We start from the raw sequence: 19,294 nt of genomic DNA, 5'->3' as shown, positions 1-19,294 counted from the left end.
CTTCAGACTCCCAATCGGATCGGGTTGCGGATGTCGAGCGGGTCGGCGTAGATCGCGTCCAGCTGCACGGACCCGGCCGCCACGCCGAGGACGTCCAGACCGAAGCTGCTCGGCAGCACGGCGGATGGCGACGGGCACACGCGCGAGGTCGCGGCCACCTCGGCGCGCAACGCGTCCGCGCACTCGCGCAGCCGGATGACGCCGAGCTCGGTGACCACGACGACGTCGGGGTTGACGATGTCGAACAACAGCGCCGCGGCGCGGCCCACGGTCCTGGCGCGCTCGACGAGCAGCGCGGTGGCCGCGGCGTTCCCGGCCACGGCGGCGTCGCCGAGGTCCGCGATCGACGGCCGGGGGATCACGCCCGCCTCGTGGGCGCGCCTCGCCCAGGCGAGGTCGGACACGGTGGCTTCCAGGCAGCCGTTGCGGCCGCACGGGCACTCGATCGCCGGGTCGCCCAGCGCCAGGTGCGCGACACCGCCCGCGGCCGACCGCGCACCCCGGTGCGTGCCGCCGCCGGTGATGATCGCCGCGTCCACCACGTTGCCGACGAACAGGTGCACCAGCGACCCGTGGTGACCCGCGGCGCCGAACAGCTGCTCCGCCCGCGCCAACGCCCGCGCGTGGCTGTCCACCAGCACCGGCAGCCCGGTCCGCGCCGCGAGCAGGTCGCCCACGGGCACGTCCCGCCAGCCCAGCGAGGCGTGCTCGACCAGCACGCCCGCCTCGGTGTCCACCCAACCGCCGGCGGCCACGCCCAGGCCGAGCGGCACGTGTCCCGGCAGGTGCTCGGCGTGCAACCGCACCAGGCGGTCGGCGGCGGTCGCCAGCACCTCCCGGTGGTCGTCCGGGTCGCGGTGCGGCACGCGCAGCCTGGCCCGGACGCGGCCGCGCAGGTCCAGCAACGCCAGCGTGCAGTACTCGTGGGCGATGTGGATCCCGGCCACCAGGTGGCGGCCGGTCTCCACGTCCACCGGCGAGTGCGGGCGGCCCATGCCCCGGTACGGCAGGGACCCGGCCACCTCGGTGAGCAGGCCCAGACCGGCGAGCGCCGCGCAGTTGCGGGTCACCGCCGCCGGGCTCAGGCCGGTCAGCCGGGCGATGGTGGTGCGCGCGACCGGTCCGTGCCGCAGCACGGCGCCCAGCACCGCCGCGGCGGCCGTGCCGCGACCCGCGACGCCGGGGTTCACGAGATCAGCGGCGGGCCGGACGGGGACAGCGCGGGGCCCACCGCCCGTGCCGCTCCCGGCGTGCGCCCGCGACCCCACCCGATGTCGCGGCGGTAGCTGCCGAGCAGCCCCGTCCGCCGCAGGTGCTCCTCGTCGTGCGCGGAGGACTCCGCCGGCAGCGGGTGGGTGTGGGGCGCCACGAACAACGCGTCGGTCGGGCAGTTCGCCTCGCACTGGAAGCAGGTCTGGCAGTCCTGCTGCCTGCTGATCACCGGCACGCCGTCCGCGCCGCGGTCGAACACGTTGGTGGGGCACACGGCGATGCACTTGTCGCAGGTGATGCACTGCCCGGCGGACACCAGCTCGATCACGCCGCCACCTCCTGCGGGCGGGCCCACACCTCGTCCAGGCCACCGGAGGTGATCCGGAAGTGCTGGGCGGGGTCCAGGTCGGGGAAGTCGAGCCGCTTGGCCATGCCCCGGCTCTCGTTGCGCACCAGCGCCGAGGTGTACATCCACCGTGCGTGCGCGACCATCGCCGCGGCCTGGCGCGCCCGCACCGCGTCCGGGCCCTCGGCGCGCAGACCGGAGCGCACCGCCGACCACGTGCCGTCGAGCTGCGTCAACGCCGCGCGCAGCACGTCACCGTGCCGCAGGTAGTTCTTGTCGTACGGCAGGACCTCGGCCTGCACGGCACCCACCACCTCCGCCGCCGAGACCGACGACGCCGATGACAGCGACGACGTCGTGCCGGTCGGGCGCAGCCCCGCACCACCGGCGGCGCGGACCCGGCGCCGAACGGCGGTCGGGCCGAGCGCGCGGGCGAACCGGGCCGCCGCCCGCCCCGACCACGACCCGGACGACATCGCCCACGCCGCGTTGTGGCTGCCGCCGCCGGTGAACCCGCCGCAGATCAACTCCCTGGTCGCCGCGTCACCGGCCGCGTACAGGCCCGGCACGGTGGTCGCGCACCCGTCGTCGACGATCCTGATGCCGCCAGTGCCGCGCACCGTGCCCTCGGCCAGCAGGGTCACCGCGAACGGCTGGGTGAACGGGTCGATGCCCAGCCGGTCGAAGGTCAGGAAGAAGTTCGGCTGGGCCAGCCGCATGGCCTTCCTGGCCGCCTCGTCGGCGCGGTCGAGCTTGCAGAACACCTTCTCCGAGGCCAGCAACGTCCGCGCGATCACCGACCGGCCGCGCTGGGAGCCCGCGCCGTCGAGCACCGAGCCGTCCGCCCGGTAGAACGTGGCGTAGTTGTAGAACGCGGTCTTGGTGACCGACGTGTGCTCGGGCGCGATCCCGTAGGCGTTGGAGAACTCCATGCCGGACAGCTCCGCACCGACCTCCGCGGCGAACAGCGCGCCGTCACCGGTGTTGACGTTGCACCCCAACGCCTTGCTGAGGAACGCGCAGCCGCCGGTCGCGAGCACCACCGCACCGGCCCGCACCCGGAACCCCTGGTCGGCCTGCCGCTGGTAGCCCGCCGCACCGGCCACCGCGCCGTCGTCCGTCGTGAGCAGCTCGGTGACGGGGCTGTGGTCGAGGATCCGCACCCCCGCCCGGCGCACCCGGATGCGCTGCCGGCGCATGTACTCGGGTCCTTGGAGGCCGTTGCGCAGCGGCCGGCCGTCCGGGCCGACCGGGAACGGGTAGCGGGCCACCTCGGCCAGCTCGTTGACCCGGTCGTAGGTCTCGTCCAGCACCCTGGCCATCCAGCGCCGGTCGGCCAGGTGGCCGCCCAGCGACTCCCGACTGGCCATGGCCCGTTCCCGCGCCTCGGGCTCCGGCGGCACGTACCACACGCCGGTGCCGCCGGACGCCGTCGCGCCGCTGGTGCCGCAGTACCCCTTGTCGGCCAGCACCACCGCGGCGCCGTCCTCGGCCGCCTTGAGCGCGGCCCACGTCGCGGCGGGACCACCGCCGACGACCAGCACGTCCGCGTCGAGTTCGAGCGTCATGCGATGCTCCTCCACTGCTCGGGGTGATCAGGAACCGACGGGGACCCGCCAGGACGTGAACCGGCGTTCCAGGGCGACCAGCAACTGGTTGAACACCACACCGATGGCCGAGATGGTGATGATGCCCGCGTACATCTGGGGGATGGCGAAGTTGAACTGCGACGCGTTGATCAGGTAGCCGAGCCCGGCCTTGGCGCCCACCATCTCCGCGGCCACCAGCACCAGGATCGACACCGCGCCGGCCAACCGGATGCCGGTGAACACCGTCGGCACGGCGGCGGGCAGGATCACCTTCTGGAAGAGCCGGAACCCGGAGAGGTCCACCGACCGGGCCAGCCGCAGCAGCGTCGGGTCGACACCGCGCACGGCGCTGATCGTGTTGAGCAGGATCGGCCAGGTGCAGGCGTAGAACACGATGGCGATCTTCGACGTCTCGCCGATGCCGAGCAGCAGCACGAACACCGGCAGCAACGCCAGCGCCGCGGTGTTGCGGAAGACCTCCAGCAGCGGCCCGAGCAGCGTCGCGACCGGCTTGTACCAGCCGATCAGCAGGCCGAGCGGCACGGCCACCGCCACCGCGAGGCCGAACCCGGACAGCGAACGGGCCAGGCTCGCCCCGGTGTTGTCCAGCAGTTGGCCGCCGGCGGCCAACTGCCACCACGCGTCGACCACCGTGGAGAACGGCGGCAGGAACGTGGCGTCGACCAGGCCGAGCCGGGGCGCGGTCTCCCACACCGCCAGCAGCAGCACGATCGCCGCGACCTTGCCGACCGACGTCACCAGCACGTCGACGACCCGGCGCAGGGCCGACGGCCCGCGCACCCGGTCCCCGCCGACGGGCCGCTCCTCGTCCACGGCCGGTCGTGACTCCAACAGCGCGGTCATACCGCCGCCACCTCCTTCTCCTGTTGCTGAGCGCGGGAGACCTCGTCGTGCAGCAGCTCCCAGATCCGGTGCCGATAACGCGCGAACTCCGTGCTGGAACGCAGGTCGACCTGGCCGGTGCGGTCACCGAGCTCGATCGGGACCACCTCCTTGACCCGGCCGGGCCGCGAGGTCAGCACCGCGACCCGCTGCCCCAGGTACACCGCCTCGTCGATGGAGTGCGTGATGAACACGACCGTCTTGCCGGTGCGCCGCCAGATGCGCAGCAGCTCGTCCTGCAACGACTCGCGGGTCTGCGCGTCCAAGGCCGCGAACGGCTCGTCCATCAGCAGCACGGTCGGGTCGTAGGCCAGGCTGCGGGCGATCGCGACGCGCTGCCGCATCCCGCCCGACAGCTGGTGCGGGTGCCGGTCCTCGAAGCCGGTCAGCCCCACCAGGTCCAGGAATTCACGGGCCCGCCCGCGCCGCTCCCGGCGCGGCACACCGGCCGCTTCCAGCCCGAACTCGACGTTGCCCAGCGCGGTGCGCCACGGCAGCAGCGCGTACTGCTGGAACACCACGCCGCGGTCCAGGCCCGGGCCGGTGATCGGGGCGCCGTCCAGCAGCACCCGGCCCTCGCTCGGCTCGGTCAGCCCGCCCAGCAGGTCCAGCAACGTGGACTTGCCGCAGCCGCTCGGTCCGACCAGGACCAGGAACTCGCCACGCTCCACGTCCAGGTCCACGCCCTGCACGGCGGTGAACTCGGTGCGCCGCCGGGACGCGCGGTCGCGGACCACGAACCGCTTGGTCACGTCGCGGAAGCTGATGTGGGTGCCCGTACCGCCGCTCATGCCGTCACCCCGTTGAACTCGTTGGTGTAGAGGTCGGTGAGCTTGACCTGGTCCTTGGTGATCTCGCCGCGTTCGGCGAGCCAGTCGACCCACAGCTCCAGCTCCTCGTCCACGATCCGGCCGCCCTTCTCGGCGACACCGGTGGACTTCCAGTACCGCAACGCGGCCGGGTCCTCGTTGCGCCCGCGCTTGGTGAGGATGTCGACCTTGCGCGCCACGACCTCCTCGCGCGGCGTCGTGCGGCTCCACTCGATCGCCTGCGCCACGCCGCTGACGAAGGTCCGCACGGTGTTCGGGTTGTCCTTGAGGAACTTCTCGAGGAACACGTACGTGCCCGCGGTGAACGCGCCCAGCAGGTCGAAGTCGGAGAACAGCTTGCGCAGGCCGCCCTTCTCCAACGCCTTGTCGCGCAGGATGCCGCCCAGCACGCCGACCTCGATCTGGTCCTGCCGCACGGACTGCTCGATGTTGACCGGCGGCACCGCGATCGGCTCCACCTTCTTGATCTCGTCGGGGGACAGGCCGTTGCGCTTGAGGTAGATGCCGAGCATCGCCTCGTGGTGCGCGCCCAGGGTGTTCATGCCGACCTTCTTGCCGATCAGGTCGCGCGCGGAGGAGATCGGGCTGTCCTCCAGCACGTAGAAGCCGCTGAAGGCCGCCTCGTCGGAGCCGTAGTAGCCGATCACCGACTTGATCGGGGCGCCGGCGGCCTTGAGCTTGACCACCGCGCCGTTGAACGCGCCGCCGAAGTCGACCTGGCCGGTGGCCGCCGACTGGATGTCCTGCGGGCCGCTGGTGGTGTTGCCGACCCACTCCAGCCGCACGTCGCCGAGGTAGCCGAGGTCGGCGGCCAGTTCGGGCAGGGTCACGTCGCCCGCCCAGCCCTGGTAGCGCAGGGTCTTGGTCTCGGCGCCGCCACCGGCGCCCGCGGTGGAGCAGCCGACGGTGGCCGCCGTCAGACCGAGGAGGGTGAGGCCGAGGAAGTTCCGTCGCGTGCTGATCACGGCGAATCCTTTGTTGGGGAAAGCGGGCAAGCCGAAATACCGGGTTTCGACACCCGAGTGGGGGGAGAAAAAGGAGGCGGGTTCAGCGACCGGCGCGACAGAGGGCGCCGGCTTGCCGTCGGAGATCGACGTGCCGGCGCGAGGTGAGGTTGACGGCTTGGCTCACGGGCCAGAGCCTCACACCCAGGTCACGCGGGGTCAACGGGCTCGGTGGCCGTCCCACATCATGGAGTCGGCCGTCCGGGCGGCTGGACACCGGCCACTTTTTTGTCCAGTGCAACGAAGTGCCGCGTCGTCGGCCGAGGCGGTCGCCGACGTCAACCGCGTCCGCGTGCTGGGACGACTTAATTCACCGCCGCGCAATGTTGTGCCCGTTCCGCCCGACTGCCCATCGTTGGGTCGGAACGCAATTCTCACGAGGGGACACCGGCGATGACCGCACAGCTTTCCGACACGATCACGGTCCACCGGCTCGGCGCGTGCATCGGCGCGCGGGTCGAGGGCGTCCGGCTGGGCGGCGACCTGTCCGAGGGCGCCGTCGCGACCGTCCGGGACGCGCTGCTGACCAACAAGGTGGTGTTCTTCCGCGGCCAGGAGCACCTGGACGACGCGGGCCAGCTCGCCTTCGCCCGGCTGCTCGGCGAGCCGACCCTGGCCCACCCGACCGTGAAGGGCCGCGAGCACGCCAACGTGCTGCCGATCGACTCCGACTACGGCAAGGCCAACAGCTGGCACACCGACGTGACGTTCGTCGACCGGGTGCCCGCGATCAGCATCCTGCGCGCGGTCGAGCTGCCGCCCTACGGCGGCAACACGGTGTGGGCCAACACGGTGCGCGCGTACGAGGAGCTGCCGCCCGCGCTGAAGGCGTTGGTGGACCGGCTGTGGGCGGTGCACAGCAACGTCTACGACTACGCCGGGCACGTGGACTCGACCCGCATCGGCGGGGTGGACGTGAAGGAGGAGTCCTACCGCGACGAGTTCCGGTCCCAGCGCTACGAGACCGAGCACCCCGTGGTGCGCGTGCACCCCGAGACCGGTGAGCGGGCGCTGCTGCTCGGCCACTTCGTCAAGCGGATCGTCGGGCTGACGAGCACCGAGTCGCACGCGATCTACCGCCTGCTCCAGGACCGGGTGACCCGGCTGGAGAACACCGTGCGCTGGCAGTGGGCCGACGGCGACGTGGCGATCTGGGACAACCGCGCCACCCAGCACTACGGCGTCGCCGACTACGACGACGCCCGTCGCCGGCTGCACCGCATCACCGTCGCGGGCGACGTCCCGGTCAGCGTGGACGGCGTCACCAGCACCACGGTCGTCGGCGACGCGGCCCACTTCTCCGCGCTCTGACGCCCCGCCGTCCCGCCTGGTGAAGGCGGGACGGCGGCTGCCGGAGCCCGATGTCGCCGCGGCAGGGGGTGGGCCGTCGGACTACCCGGTCGCCGCGTGGGTCCACCGCTGGTTGCTCTGACCGTTGCACGTCCACAGCCGCACGGGGGAGCCGTTGGCGGTACCCGCGTTGGCGACCTCCAGGCACAGCCCGGACTGCGTCCCGGTCACCGAGCCGTCCGCGTTGAGCCGCCACTTCTGGTTGACCCCGCCGTGGCAGGACCAGATGATCACGGCCGTGCCCGCCGTCGATCCACCGCCTTCGGCGTCCAGGCAGCGCGACGTGCTGCCCGAGTACACCGTCAGCTCACCCGCCGCGGTGGCGGTCCACTGCTGGTTCGGCCCTCCCCAGCAGTCCCAGATCTGGAGCCGGGTGCCGGCCGTGGTGGTCTGGCCGGGCACGTCGAGGCACTTGCCGGCGCTCACCGCGCGCAGCGTGCCGGTCTTGGCGCCACCGCCGCCGCCCGCGTCGAGGCCGAGGAACGAGATCGCGTACGCCAGCATCCCGGCCTGCGGCAGGGTGTGGCCCGTGTTCGAGATGCTGATGCCCTCGACCGTGGCCCGGGTGCTCGTGTCGCCGTAACGGGTGCGCGTCCAGTTCGTCTGCGGGCGGTCGGTGGACGACGGCGTCTGGCTCAGACCGTGCAGGTTGGTCCACTGCTCGATCGCCTCGCCGAAGTTGGGGTAGGCGAGGGTCGTGTCGGTGGTGCCGTGCCACAGTTGCATCCGCGGGTAGCGCCCGGTGTAGCCGCGGTACATCGAACGGGCCTGGTCACCCCACTCCTGGGCGGACTTGACGACGTTCCCGCCGGCGCACTGGCTGTTCCACAGCGAGCCGTTGGTCGTGGCGAAGCACCCGGCCGGCACGCCGGAGAAGGAGGATCCGGCGGCGAAGACGTCGGGGTACTGGGCGGCCAGGACGTTGGTCATCATGGCGCCGGAGGAGAAGCCGCTGACCACGATGCGGGCCGGGTCGACGTTGTAGCGCTGCCGGGCCCAGGAGACCATCGACATGATGCCGGTGGAGTCGCTGCCGCCGTTGCGGGTCAGCCCGGCCTGGGTGGACACGTCGAAGCAGCGTCCATCACGGGTGGCCTCGGGCACGACCACGACGTAGCCGTACCGGTCGGCCGCCGTGGCGAAGTCGCGGCCGTTGCCGTTGAAGATCGCGCCGGCCGATCCGCCGCAGTAGTGGACGAGGACCAGCAGCGCGGGCTGCGGTGCCACGTTGTCGGGCACGTAGGCGTACATGGCGAGGTTGGTGGGGTTCGCACCGAAGTCGGTGACCCTGGTCAACGTGGCGGCCGATGCCGGACCGGCCGTCACGAGCGCCGTGCCGACGATGAGCGGCAGCAGCAGCACCGCGGCCGCCAAGGCGCGCGACAGTCGTCTCATCGAGTACTCCCTGGTGGACGTGGGCATTGGTGCGCGGTGGTCGCCGGGCGGCCCGGCCGGGCGCCGACGTTCCCGCGGGCCGGGGGATCCGGGACGGTGGGCTCGCGGTCCCGGGTCACACCCAATCCCGTTCGCGGGCGATCACGCCCAGCTGGAAGCGCGAACGCACGCCCAGCAGGTTCTGCAGGCGCGTGATCCGGCGGTGCACGGTGCGGACGCTGACGCCCAGCTCCCGGGCGATGGCCTCGTCGATCGCCCCGGTGCGCATGAGCCGCAGCAGGTGCCGTGTCGCGTCCGTCGGCTCCAAGTCGACGTCGTCCACGTCCTCCGCGACGGGCGACATCGTCAGTTCCGCCGGCTCGAACTGCCGGCGGTCGCGTGGCGGTGGCGCGGGCGATCGGGGCGCGAGCCCTCGGGTCTTCACTGTCATGGACTGCTCCACTGCGTCGTGGCACCCACCGGGTGACGTCCGAGGGCGGATCCGGGGCGGGATGTGTCTGACTCTCCACGGGCGGTCCTGCGCCCGACTGCTCCTGGATCCGGCCGACGCCCCACGACCGCCTCCGACGCCAATGACAGCGGTCACACGCCGCTGAAGTCAAGAGAAGGGCCGGTCGGACTTGAGAATCTCCGGGCTCGACCGGCCGGCCGGAGGGGCGTCGGGGTCGCCGGCGGCCTGGTCGGGACGACCCGCCGCAGCCGGACAGAGTCATACTCATCCGGTCGTGCCGGGGCAGGACCCGGATCCGGGTGGGTCACCGGCGTCCGGATCGACCCGTCGGTGAATCCGCCGGTCGGCGGACCATTACACCACCGGTTCGGCAGTTCGCGGATCGCGCCGGGGGTGGCATCCAGTGCGGGCAATGGCCGCGTCCGACCCGGCGTTACGGGAAATGGACGAGTCCGTTCGAGCATTCCGGCGGTGGCCCGGTCGACGTCCGCGAAACTGTTGCGCCGCACGGCGGATCGACGGCTGCGCGGCTGCTCGGGCGGCGTACGCGTGCGCGGAGTGTCCAGTGGTGAAGCGGCGGAGTAAAGCCGCCAAATGCGCTAGTCGCGGTTTTCGGGCAGGTGGGGGATTGGCGAGTAGTGGACATGCCGCGGCCTTGACCCCCTGGAAAACGCGTCATTAGTTTGTTTACCCGACAGACGAATCCTGTGCTCGGCCGCGCGGCGCGCCGATCCGGTGGGAGGCCTCAATGACGAGCTCGTCCAGGCACGGCCGGAGACGGTGGTCGACAGTCGTGTTCGTGGCGGCGTTGGTGGGGTCGCTGGTCGCGTTGGCCGCACCGGCCCAAGCTCACCCCGGCCACGGTGACGAGACGTTCAAGGCCCTCGTCTTCAGCAAGACCGCCGGCTTCCGCCACCCGTCGATCCCCACGGGCATCGCCGCCATCGAGCAGCTCGGCGCCGACCACGGCTTCACCGTGGACTCCACCGAGGACGCCGCCGCGTTCACCGACACCAACCTCGCCCAGTACGAGGCCGTGGTCTTCCTCTCCACCACCGGCGACGTCCTCGACGACACCCAGCAGGCCGCCTTCGAGCGCTACATCCGGGCCGGTGGCGGGTACGCGGGCGTGCACGCCGCCTCCGACACCGAGTACGACTGGGCCTGGTACGGCGACCTGGTGGGCGCCTACTTCTCCGGGCACCCCGAACCGCAGAACGCCACCGTGAAAGTCACCGACCCGGCGCACCCGTCGACCGCGGACCTCCCGCAGGCGTGGCGGCGCTTCGACGAGTGGTACAACTTCCGCGCCGACCCCTCCGCGGACGTGCACGTCCTGGCCGAGCTGGACGAGACGAGCTACAGCGGCGGCACGATGGGGTCGAGCCACCCGATCTCCTGGTGCCAGGACTACGACGGCGGGCGCTCCTGGTACACGGGCCTGGGCCACACCGACGAGTCCTACGCCGAACCGGCGTTCCTCGACCACCTGCTCAAGGGCGTCCAGACCGCGGCCGGTGTCGCGGACGCCGACTGCTCGGCCACCCGGACCGACGCCTTCGAGAAGGTCACCCTCGACGACACCACCGCGAACCCGATGGAACTCACGATCGCCGACGACGGCCGCGTGTTCTACATCGACCGCAACGGCGCGGTGCGCATCGTCCGGCGTGACGGCGCGGTCGTCACCGCGGGCACCGTGAACGTCTACACCGGACAGGAGTTCGGCCTCCTCGGCATCGCGCTGGACCCGGACTTCGCCACCAACAACCACCTCTACCTGTACTACTCGCCCGCGGGCGCCGAGGCCGTCGACCGGGTCTCCCGGTTCACGCTGCAGGGCGACGCGATCGTGCCGGGCAGCGAGAAGGTCGTGCTGACCGTCACGACCCAGCGCGAGCAGTGCTGCCACGCCGGCGGCGCGCTGGAGTTCGACAACGACGGCAACCTCTACATCACCACCGGCGACAACACCAACCCGTTCGCCTCCGACGGCTACACGCCGCTCGACGAGACCGCCGGCCGTTCCGCCTGGGACTCCCAGCGCTCCTCGGCCAACAGCAACAACCTCAACGGCAAGATCCTGCGCATCACCCCGCAGGCCGACGGCACCTACACCGTCCCGGCGGGCAACATGTTCCCCGCCGGCACGGCCAAGACCCGGCCCGAGATCTACGCCATGGGCTTCCGCAACCCGTTCCGCATCGGCCTGGACCCGCTGACCAACAAGCTCCAGGTCGCCGACTACGGACCCGACGCGGGCCAGACCAACCCCCGGCGCGGTCCGGACGGCCGCGTCGAGTGGAACGTGGTGGACCGCCCGGGGTTCTACGGCTGGCCCTACTGCGTCGGCGACAACACCCCGTACGTCGACTACGACTTCGCCACCGGCGCGTCCGGCGAGCAGTTCGACTGCGCCAACCCGGTGAACAACTCGCCGAACAACACCGGGATCACCGAGCTGCCCGCCGCGATCGGCACGAAGATCTGGCAGGGCAAGACCAGCACCGGCAACCCCGAGATCGGTGGCAGCGGCGCGCCGATGGCCGGCGGCACCTACCGGTACGACCCGGAGCTCGCCTCCGCGCGCAAGTGGCCCGCGTACTGGGACGGCAAGGCGATGTGGGGTGACTGGAACGACGGCAGGCTGTTCTCGCTCCAGCTGACCGCGGACGGCACGGGCGTGTTCGACATCAGCCGGATGCTGCCCGGCATGGCGTTCAACCGGGTGCACGCCATGCAGTTCGGCCCGGACGGCGCGCTGTACGTGATCGAGTGGGGCTCCGGCTTCGGCGGCAACAACGCCGACAGCGGCGTCTACCGCATCGACTACGTGCGCGGCGACCGGAGCCCGGTCGCGGTCGCGAAGGCCGACAAGACCTCCGGGCACGCGCCGCTGACCGTGCGGTTCGACTCGGCCGGGTCACGCGACCCCGACGGCGACCAGTTGACCTTCGCGTGGGACTTCGACGGCAACGGCACCACCGACAGCACGGACGCCGCGCCCAGCCACACCTACACCGCGAACGGCGACTACACCGCCCGGCTCACCGTCACCGACCAGGGCGGCCGGTCCGCGGTCGCCCAGGTGCGCATCGTCGTCGGCAACACGCCACCGGTGGTCACGCTGACCGCGCCGGCCGACGGCGGCTTCATCGACTTCGGCGACCAGGTCTCCTACCGCGTCACGGTCACCGACGCCGAGGACGGCACGGTCGACTGCCAGGACGTCGTCGTGCAGCCCGGCCTGGGCCACGACGAGCACTCCCACGGCTACGAGCAGTACCGCGGCTGCGAGGGCCTGGCGCTGATGTCCGGCGACGAGGGCCACGTGGGCGCGAACATCTTCGGCGTCCTCACCGCGAAGTACACCGACAAGGGCGGCGACGGCGCGTCACCGCTGACCGGCGAGTCGATCCTGGTGCTCCAGCCCAAGCACAAGGAAGCCGAGTACTACACCGGTACCGGCCGCACCGCGGACGGCGTCGGCGACGACACGGCGGGCGTGGAGAAGGAGACCACCACCGACACCGGCGGCGGCCAGAACATCGGGTTCATCACCGACGGCGACTGGTTCTCGCTGCGCCCGGCCACGCTCCAGGGCATCGACCAGGTGCGGTTCCGCGTGGCCTCGGGGTCCGAGGGTGGCCGGTTGGAGGTCCGCGTCGGCGCGCCGGACGGCCCGCTCGCGGGCACGGCGACCTTCGCCGCCACCGGCGGCTGGCAGAACTGGACCACCGCCACCGCCGACATCGCCGACGACGTGCCCGCCGGGTCCGAGCTGTACTTCGTCACCCGCAGGCCGGCGGGCAGCACGACGACCAGCTACCTGGCCAACGTGAACTGGCTGGAGTTCGCCGGTCGCGGCGTGACGCACAACCAGCGGCCCGCGGTCCAGGCCACGGCCACCACCACGACGGGCACCGCGCCGTTGAAGGTCGACTTCACCGCCTCGGCGACCGACCCGGACGGCGACACCCCCATCGCCTACACCTGGGTGTTCGGCGACGGCGGCACCGCCACGGGCCCGTCGGTCAGCCACACCTACACCGCACCGGGCACCTTCAACGCCAAGGTCACCGCGACCGACGCGCGCGGCGCGAGCGGGACGAAGACCATCCCGATCACCGTCCGCGCACCCGACGTGACCTGCTTCTCCGGCCGCTCGGACGACTTCCTGGGCACCACGCTCGACCGCGGCCGGTGGACCACCGTGGTGAGGGAGAACCAGGACCTCGCGGTGCGCGACGGCCACGTGGTGCTCCCGACCGCGCCGTCCGACATCTACGGCACCACCAACACCACGCCCAACATCGTGCTCCAAGACCTGCCGTCCGGGCCGTTCCAGGCCACGGCCAAGGTGCGCGTGCCCGTGCGGCGCGCCTACCAGCAGGCCGGTCTGGTGATCTACGGCGACGACGACAACTACGCCAAGATGGTGCTCCAAGGCCGGTCGGACACCGACGACGCGGCGAACCGGATCTTCCAGTTCATCCGCGAGGAGGCCGGCCAGCCCAACGAGGTCGGCGAGTCGAACACCGCGCCGCTGGGCGCCGGGTACCCCGACACCGTGTGGGTCCGGTTCACCAGCGACGGGCAGAACCTGACCGCGTCCTACAGCGCGGACGGGCAGGCGTTCACCGACATGCCGCAGACCAAGGCGCTGGCGGGCATGGTGAACCCGAAGATCGGCCTGCTCTCGCTCGTCGGCGGTGGCGGCGACCGCCCGGTGGTGGACGCCGAGTTCGACTGGTTCACCCTCACCCCGGACGACACGGCGACGGTGGCGCCGGACGACGACTTCGCCGGCACCGCGCTGGACGGGTGCCGCTGGAACGCCGTGGTCCGACCCGACCCGACCCGCTACGGCGTGTCCGACGGCAGCCTGCGCATCGACACCAGCGACGGTGACATCTACGGCGGCTCGGCCGACGACCCGGCCAACTTCATCCTCCAGCGCGCCCCCGAAGGGGACTGGGTGATCGAGACGGAGGTCGACGCGTCGGCGTTCGACGAGCGCTACCAGCAGGCCGGGCTGATCGCCTACGCGGACGACGCGAACTACGTGAAGTTCGACCACATCGCCACCAACGAGGCGGGCACGCCCGTCCAACGCGGCGTGGAGCTGCGGACCGAGAGCGGCGACGTGGTGGGCCAACCGCAGCCCGGCGTCAACGGCCTCACCGGGGGCGTGTGGCACCTGCGGCTGGCCAAGTCCGGCTCGACCTACACCGGCTCCTACAGCGCGGACGGGCAGGACTGGACGTCGTTGGAACCGGTGGTCAACGAGAACCTGGCCGGGGCGCGGATCGGCCTGTTCGCCATCGGCGGCGGTCAGACCGCGTCGAAGCCCGCCAAGTTCAACCACTTCCGGCTGGTCACCGACCGCACGGCCCCGGTGGTGTCGGTGGTCGCCGACCCCGCGTCGCCGGGTGCGGGCGGGTGGTGGACGGCTCCGGTGACCCTCACCGCGTCCGCGACCGACGACGGCACCGGGCCGGTGCGCGTCGAGTACCGGATCGGCACGGGCGAGTGGGCGGAGTACACGACACCGCTGTCGTTCGCCGACGACGGTGAGCGGGTGGTCGCGTTCCGCGCGACCGACGCCGCGGGCAACGTCTCCGAGGAGAAGTCGGTGACCGTCAAGGTCGACCGCACCGCACCGCGGCTCACCGTGAAGACGGACAACGCCCCGGGTCCGGAGGGTTGGTGGACGCGGCGGGCGCTGGTCTCGGCGACGGCCACCGACGAGACGTCCGGCGGCGCGGTGCTGGAGCACCGGCTCGACGGCGGCCCGTGGCGGCCCTACACCGGCGTGGTGTCCGTGGGCGACGGCACCCACCGGGTGGGGGTGCGGGCGACGGACGCGGCGGGCAACACCTCCGCCGAGCAGTCGATCACGGTGAAGGTGGACACCGCACCGCCGGTCACGAAGGCCAAGCGCGGCAGGTCCGCGTCCCGGGTCGAGCTCACCGCCACCGACGCCACCTCGGGCGTGGCCCGCACGGAGTACCGCATCTCCGGTGGCAAGTGGCAGGTCCACCGGGGCGAGGAGATCCGGATCCGGCCCGACGGCAGGCAGTACCTGGAGTACCGGTCGATCGACGTGGCGGGCAACGTCGAGGCCATCGGCCGGTACACGCCCAAGCCGGGGCGCGACGACGGCTGCCGGCAGCACGTCTGACGGTCGAGCGGGTGGGGCCCGCCCGGGTCCCACCCGCTCGACCGACCCCGCCGCCGGGGGTCGCAGCCCACGTCCACACGCCCGAAACCGAGGAGTGCCATGAGGTACAGGCCGACTCGCCCGCGCACGGGCGGATCGACCGCGGACCAGGCCACGGTCCGCCGGCACAACCTCTCCGTCGTGCTGTCCCACCTGCGCGACCACGGGCCGCGGTCACGGGCGCGGCTCGCCGGGGAGACGGGGCTGAACAAGGCCACCGTCTCCAGCCTGGTCGCCGAGCTCGTCGACCGCGGCCTGGTGGGGGAGGGGGAGACCGAGCGGGCCACCGTCGGGCGGCCCGGCCAGATCATCCGGCTCGACGGTGAGCACGTCGTCGCGGTCGGGGCCGAGGTGAACGTCGGCTACCTGTCGGTGCTCGTGCTCAACCTGCGCGGTCAGGTCGTGGCCCGGCAGCGGATCGCGCTGGACACCGCGGCGATGGAGCCGGCGCTGGTGCTGGCCCGGCTGGGGCGGCTGCTGGACTCGGCGCTGGTCGGTGTCGCGGTCCGCCCGGTCGGCGTCGCCATCGCCGTGCCCGGCCTGGTCGAGGCCGACACCGGGGTGGTGCGCGAGGCGCCCAACCTGGGGTGGACCGACATCCCGGTGGTCGCCGAGATCAGCAGGTTGCTCGGCGAGCCGCCGTACCCGGTGCTGCTGGACAACGAGGCCAACCTGGCCGCGCTGGCCGAGGTCGAGGCGCAGGGCCTGGACCGGGGCGGCGACCTCATCCTGCTCACCGGCGCGGCCGGCGTCGGCAGCGGCATCGTGGTGGGCGGGCGCCTGCTGCGCGGCGCGCAGGGGTTCGCGGGCGAGGTCGGGCACATGCGCGTCCGCGACGACGGACCGCCGTGCGCGTGCGGCCGCACGGGCTGCTGGGAGGCCGCCGTCGGCCTCAACGCGCTGCTCGCCGCCGCCCCGGAGCCCGAGCCGGCGGGCGCGTCGGTGCACGACCCGGAGCAGGACCCGTTGCCCGACCTGGAGCGCAGGCTGGCCGGGATCGGCGACCGGGCCGCGGCGGGCGACGCCCGGGTGCTGGCCGCCATCGCCGAGATCGACCGGTGGCTCACCGTCGGCGCGGGCATCCTGGTCAACGTCTTCAACCCGCACCTGCTGGTCCTCGGCGGCTACTTCGCCGCGTTGCGACCGTGGATCGCCGGTTCCCTGCGCCAGGATCTGCGCGGCCACGTCTTCGCCGGGGACGTCGGCAGCACGCGCGTCGCGTTCTCGGCCCTCGGCTTCTCCGGCTCCGTGCGCGGCGGGGCGTCGCAGATCCTCGACCGCGTCTTCCGGGACCCCGTGCTCGTCGAGCCGGTCGACAAGCCCCTCGCACAGGAGGAAACCGTATGACGACCACGACAGCGCCACTGCTGTCCGTCCGGGGTGTGGTGAAGCGCTTCCCCGGCGTGACGGCCCTGGGCGGGGTCGACTTCGACGTGCGCGCCGGCGAGGTGCACTGCCTGCTCGGCCAGAACGGCGCGGGCAAGTCGACGTTGATCAAGGTGCTGTCCGGGGCGCACCGCCCGGACGACGGCGAGATCCGGTGGCAGGGCGAGGTGGTGTCGTTCGACAACCCGACCGCCGCGATGCGCAGCGGTGTGGCCGCCATCTACCAGGAACTCGACCTGGTGGCCGGGCTGTCCGTGGCCGACAACGTCTTCCTCGGCCACGAGCTGTCCACGGCCGGCTTCACCCGCCGCGCCGAGGTCCACCGCCGCACCAGGGCACTGCTCGACCGGCTCGGCCACCCGGACATCCCGCCGGACCGCGACGTCGGCCGGCTGTCCGCGGCGAACCAGCAGATCGTGAGCATGGCGCGCGCCCTGTCCCGCGACGGGCGGCTGCTGATCATGGACGAGCCGTCGGCGGTGCTGGACCAGGACGAGGTGCGGACGCTGTTCCGGGTCATCCGGGAGCTGACCGCCCAGGGCGTGGCGATCGTCTACATCTCGCATCGGATGGAGGAGATCCGCGAGATCGGCGACCGGGTGACCGTGCTGAAGGACGGCCGCACGGTGGCCACCGGCCTGCCCGCCCGCGAGACCCGCACCGCCGACCTGATCAGGCTCATGACCGGGCGCGACGTGGCGTACGACTTCCCGCCCCGCGAGCCGTTCGACCCGACCGCGCCCGAGGTGCTTGTGGTGCGCGGACTGGCCGCGGGCGGCCGGTTCTCCGGTGTCGACCTCACCGTCCGCGCGGGCGAGGTGGTCGGGCTCGCCGGTCTCGTCGGGTCGGGGCGGTCGGAGATCCTGGAAGCCGTCTACGGCGCGCGCAAGCCCACGGCGGGCACCGTCGAGGTGGACGGCAGGCGGCTGCGGCGGGGGAGCGTCGGCGCGGCCGTGCGGGCGGGTGTCGGGTTGTGCCCGGAGGAGCGCAAGAGCCAGGGGCTGCTGCTGGACCAGTCCGTGTACCGCAACATCACGGTGTCCACGCTGTCCGCGTTCTCCCGCTTCGGTTTCCTCGACAACGGCGCGGAGCGCGCGCGTTCGCGGGAGTTGACCACGGCGCTGGACGTCCGCCCGACGGGCGTGGACCGGGCCGTGCGCACCCTGTCGGGCGGCAACCAGCAGAAGGTCGTGCTGGCGCGGTGGCTGCTGCGCGAGTGCCGGGTGCTGCTGCTCGACGAGCCGACCCGGGGCGTGGACGTCGGTGCGCGCAGCGAGATCTACGAGCTGATCCGCGACCTGTCCGCCCGGGGCGTGGCGGTGGTGGTCGTGTCCAGCGAGGTGGAGGAGGTCCTCGGCCTGGCCGACCGGGTGCTGGTGGTGCGCGAAGGCCGGGTCGTCCACGAGGGACCGGCCCAAGAACTGGACGAGCACCGGGTCCTCGACCTGGTCATGGAAGGAACCGCCGCATGAGCGAGCTCGCGCGTGAAACGTCCGACACACTGCTTCGTGCCCTTGCCACGCCGAGCGCCGGCGAGGTGTGCTCATGAGCGAGAAGACCGCCGCGACCACCACGGCCGGCCCACCGACGGTGAACCGCGCGAATCGCGGCGTGAGCGCGCTGCTCGGGTCCGCGGCGGGCCGCAACACCGGTCTCGTCGTCGCCCTGGTGCTGCTGTGCGTGGTCGGTGTGGCCACCGCGGGCGACCGGTTCGCCGACGTCGACAACGTGCTCACCATCCTGCGCCTGGCGTCGGTGATCGGCGTGGTCAGCGTCGGCATGACGTTCGTGATCACCGGCGGCGGCATCGACCTGTCCGTCGGCGCGATCGTCGCGCTGTCCTCGGTCTGGGCCACGACCCTGGCCACGCAGGCCATGGCCAACGACGCCCACTGGCTCGTCATCGTGTTCGCCGCGCTCGCCGTGGGCGCAGGCTGCGGCGTGGTCAACGGCCTGCTCATCGCCTACGGGCGGATCGTGGCGTTCATCGCGACGCTGGCGATGCTCGCCGCCGCCCGCGGCCTGGCCGAGATCATCTCCAACCGCAAGACCCAGATCGTGAACGTGCCGGGCTTCACCGCGTTCTTCGACGCGTCGGTGCTCGGCGTGCCGGTGCTGGTGGTGATCTTCGCGTTGGTCGCGGTCGTGGGGTGGGTGGTGCTCAACCGCACCACGTTCGGACGGCGGACCTTCGCCGTGGGCGGCAACCCCGAGGCCGCCCGGCTGGCCGGCATCGACGTGCGGCGGCACACCGTGCTGCTGTACACGCTGCTCGGCGTGTGCTGCGGGATCGCCGCGATCATGCTCGTCGCCCGCACCACCACCGGCAGCTCCACCCACGGTGGGCTGTACGAGCTCGACGCCATCGCGGCGGTGGTGATCGGCGGCACCCTGCTGTCCGGCGGTCGCGGCACGATCGCGGGCACCGTGTTCGGCGTCCTGATCTTCACGACGCTGTCGAACGTGTTCACCCTCAACAACCTCTCCATCTCCGCCCAGGCCGTCGCGAAGGGCGCGATCATCGTGGTCGCCGTGCTGCTCCAGCAGCGGTTGGCCCGCCGCAGCGGTGCTTGAACCCCGACACACACGCCGCCATCCCGAGGAG

General features: G+C 72.3%; 14 protein-coding genes. 5 read left to right on the top strand and 9 right to left on the bottom strand.

Translation table 11 applies throughout. The features are described 5' to 3' along the window. Positions 1-2: 2 nt before the first annotated feature. From AB0K14_RS34260 to AB0K14_RS34230, 7 genes are all read right to left on the bottom strand, one after another. Positions 3-1,190, bottom strand: coding sequence for an ROK family protein (locus AB0K14_RS34260; RefSeq protein WP_360457703.1), 1,188 nt, complete (start codon positions 1,188-1,190; stop codon positions 3-5). Then, entirely contained in the window at positions 1,187-1,540 is a 354-nt protein-coding gene (locus tag AB0K14_RS34255) for a 4Fe-4S dicluster domain-containing protein (RefSeq protein WP_360457700.1), read from the bottom strand. The genes AB0K14_RS34260 and AB0K14_RS34255 overlap by 4 nt, the downstream gene beginning before the upstream one ends. Continuing rightward, entirely contained in the window at positions 1,537-3,126 is a 1,590-nt protein-coding gene (locus tag AB0K14_RS34250) for an FAD-binding protein (protein WP_360457697.1), read from the bottom strand. Before AB0K14_RS34250 ends, AB0K14_RS34255 begins: the two co-directional genes overlap by 4 nt. Positions 3,127-3,153: 27 nt before the next feature. Beyond that, positions 3,154-4,011 carry an ABC transporter permease gene (locus tag AB0K14_RS34245; RefSeq protein ID WP_360457695.1) on the bottom strand — a complete coding sequence of 286 codons (858 nt, stop codon included), beginning with the start codon at positions 4,009-4,011 and terminating at the stop codon, positions 3,154-3,156. Continuing rightward, positions 4,008-4,841 carry an ABC transporter ATP-binding protein gene (locus AB0K14_RS34240; RefSeq protein ID WP_360457692.1) on the bottom strand — a complete coding sequence of 278 codons (834 nt, stop codon included), beginning with the start codon at positions 4,839-4,841 and terminating at the stop codon, positions 4,008-4,010. The genes AB0K14_RS34245 and AB0K14_RS34240 overlap by 4 nt, the downstream gene beginning before the upstream one ends. Further along, complete coding sequence (locus AB0K14_RS34235) at positions 4,838-5,845, bottom strand: ABC transporter substrate-binding protein (protein WP_360457690.1); 1,008 nt, start codon at positions 5,843-5,845, stop codon at positions 4,838-4,840. The genes AB0K14_RS34240 and AB0K14_RS34235 overlap by 4 nt, the downstream gene beginning before the upstream one ends. Positions 5,846-5,927: 82 nt before the next feature. Continuing rightward, the gene (locus AB0K14_RS34230) at positions 5,928-6,011 is read right to left on the bottom strand and encodes a putative leader peptide (protein WP_360457754.1); all 84 of its coding nucleotides are present in this window, start codon (positions 6,009-6,011) and stop codon (positions 5,928-5,930) included. A 266-nt stretch (positions 6,012-6,277) separates the two neighbouring features. Here AB0K14_RS34230 and AB0K14_RS34225 point away from each other — a divergent pair, with 266 nt between their 5' ends. Continuing rightward, positions 6,278-7,195, top strand: coding sequence for a TauD/TfdA family dioxygenase (locus AB0K14_RS34225; protein WP_360457687.1), 918 nt, complete (start codon positions 6,278-6,280; stop codon positions 7,193-7,195). A gap of 81 nt (positions 7,196-7,276) precedes the next feature. On the opposite strand, the gene AB0K14_RS34220 is transcribed toward AB0K14_RS34225, so the two are convergent. Together AB0K14_RS34220 and AB0K14_RS34215 are read right to left on the bottom strand one after the other, a co-directional pair. After that, on the bottom strand, positions 7,277-8,629 hold the full coding sequence (locus AB0K14_RS34220; RefSeq protein ID WP_360457684.1) for a PHB depolymerase family esterase: 1,353 nt from the start codon (positions 8,627-8,629) through the stop codon (positions 7,277-7,279). 115 nt (positions 8,630-8,744) lie between these two features. Beyond that, complete coding sequence (locus tag AB0K14_RS34215) at positions 8,745-9,059, bottom strand: helix-turn-helix transcriptional regulator (protein WP_360457681.1); 315 nt, start codon at positions 9,057-9,059, stop codon at positions 8,745-8,747. Positions 9,060-9,879: 820 nt separating this feature from the next. Between AB0K14_RS34215 and AB0K14_RS34210 the strand changes: the two genes are divergently transcribed. The 4 genes from AB0K14_RS34210 (at position 9,880) to AB0K14_RS34195 (ending at position 19,263) form a co-directional block, all read left to right on the top strand. Next, entirely contained in the window at positions 9,880-15,264 is a 5,385-nt protein-coding gene (locus tag AB0K14_RS34210; protein WP_360457678.1) for a ThuA domain-containing protein, read from the top strand. 99 nt (positions 15,265-15,363) lie between these two features. Beyond that, complete coding sequence (locus tag AB0K14_RS34205; protein ID WP_360457675.1) at positions 15,364-16,650, top strand: ROK family transcriptional regulator; 1,287 nt, start codon at positions 15,364-15,366, stop codon at positions 16,648-16,650. Further along, on the top strand, positions 16,647-18,161 hold the full coding sequence (locus tag AB0K14_RS34200; RefSeq protein WP_360457672.1) for a sugar ABC transporter ATP-binding protein: 1,515 nt from the start codon (positions 16,647-16,649) through the stop codon (positions 18,159-18,161). The genes AB0K14_RS34205 and AB0K14_RS34200 overlap by 4 nt, the downstream gene beginning before the upstream one ends. A 73-nt stretch (positions 18,162-18,234) precedes the next feature. Beyond that, positions 18,235-19,263: an ABC transporter permease gene (locus AB0K14_RS34195; protein WP_360457669.1), complete on the top strand. Its 1,029-nt coding sequence runs from the start codon at positions 18,235-18,237 to the stop codon at positions 19,261-19,263. The last annotated feature ends 31 nt before the right edge of the window (positions 19,264-19,294 follow it).

It is taken from the genome of Actinosynnema sp. NPDC050801, assembly GCF_040673975.1.
Taxonomy (GTDB): Bacteria; Actinomycetota; Actinomycetes; order Mycobacteriales; family Pseudonocardiaceae; genus Actinosynnema.
Note: the sequence above shows the minus strand (reverse complement) of the source record. Positions and strands in the feature narration are given on the sequence as shown.

Coding starts and splice junctions, on each gene's coding strand:
- AB0K14_RS34245 (WP_360457695.1), bottom strand. CDS start 4,011: ATGACCGCGCTGTTGGAGTCACGACCGGCCGTGGACGAGGAGCGGCCC.
- AB0K14_RS34200 (WP_360457672.1), top strand. CDS start 16,647: ATGACGACCACGACAGCGCCACTGCTGTCCGTCCGGGGTGTGGTGAAG.
- AB0K14_RS34205 (WP_360457675.1), top strand. CDS start 15,364: ATGAGGTACAGGCCGACTCGCCCGCGCACGGGCGGATCGACCGCGGAC.
- AB0K14_RS34250 (WP_360457697.1), bottom strand. CDS start 3,126: ATGACGCTCGAACTCGACGCGGACGTGCTGGTCGTCGGCGGTGGTCCC.
- AB0K14_RS34240 (WP_360457692.1), bottom strand. CDS start 4,841: ATGAGCGGCGGTACGGGCACCCACATCAGCTTCCGCGACGTGACCAAG.
- AB0K14_RS34220 (WP_360457684.1), bottom strand. CDS start 8,629: ATGAGACGACTGTCGCGCGCCTTGGCGGCCGCGGTGCTGCTGCTGCCG.
- AB0K14_RS34225 (WP_360457687.1), top strand. CDS start 6,278: ATGACCGCACAGCTTTCCGACACGATCACGGTCCACCGGCTCGGCGCG.
- AB0K14_RS34195 (WP_360457669.1), top strand. CDS start 18,235: ATGAGCGAGAAGACCGCCGCGACCACCACGGCCGGCCCACCGACGGTG.
- AB0K14_RS34215 (WP_360457681.1), bottom strand. CDS start 9,059: ATGACAGTGAAGACCCGAGGGCTCGCGCCCCGATCGCCCGCGCCACCG.